A 733-nucleotide genomic window follows, 5' to 3' on the forward strand; every position below is an offset into this window, starting at 1 on the left:
GCCACGTACGGCCGGAGTTCCGTGGGTAGGTAAGAAGGTTGTGAGCTTTCGACGGGGGAAGCGGGATCGTGTAAGCCTAGCGTATGGACGAGGAGCAACCACCTTCAAAGGAACCCCGTCGCCGTGATCGCGCCAGGAGCGAGGCGGCCCTGCTGGATGCCGCGCAGGCGGAGTTCAGCATCCACGGCTTCAAGGCCACGACCACCCGCGCCATCGCGGCGCGGGCGGGCTGTTCGGAAGGGCTGATCCAGAACTATTTCGGCGGCAAGGAAGGGCTGCTGATGGCGGTGATGCGCGCCGGGGCGGACGAGCAGGCTGCCATGCGCGACACCGGCTTCTTCGATCGGCCCCGTGCGTCCAGCGCCGAGGCGGAAGTGCGCGAACTCCTCGACTTCATCACCGGCGCCATGCGCCGGCTCGCGCCTCGCCTACGCATCCTGTTCGATCGGGTGCTGCTGGATGCGGGGTTCGCCCGCCGCTTCGCCGACATGACGCCGCGGCGCACCCTCGTTGCGTCGGTCGCGGACCGGCTGCGCCGCGAGTGGCCGGCCACGTCCGATCCGGACCGGACCGCCGACGCAATCGTCTCGTTCGGCTTCGAGCTGGGATTCGTTCACCCGGAACTGCTTGGTCGCGACGAGCAGCAGGTCACCGCGTTCGCGGCCCATTACGCCTCCTTGATCGCGCCGGCACTAAGGATGTAACTTTACTGACTGATTGATCAGTTATATGG

General features: G+C 66.6%; 1 protein-coding gene. It reads left to right on the top strand.

What is annotated here, in order from left to right; genetic code table 11:
- Nucleotides 1-83: 83 nt before the first annotated feature.
- Nucleotides 84-704, top strand: coding sequence for a TetR/AcrR family transcriptional regulator (locus tag LS48_RS15885; protein WP_062623214.1), 621 nt, complete (start codon nt 84-86; stop codon nt 702-704).
- Nucleotides 705-733 lie beyond the last annotated feature (29 nt).

The organism is Aequorivita aquimaris, assembly GCF_001573155.1.
GTDB lineage: Bacteria > Bacteroidota > Bacteroidia > Flavobacteriales > Flavobacteriaceae > Aequorivita > Aequorivita aquimaris.

Coding starts and splice junctions, on each gene's coding strand:
- LS48_RS15885 (WP_062623214.1), top strand. CDS start 84: ATGGACGAGGAGCAACCACCTTCAAAGGAACCCCGTCGCCGTGATCGC.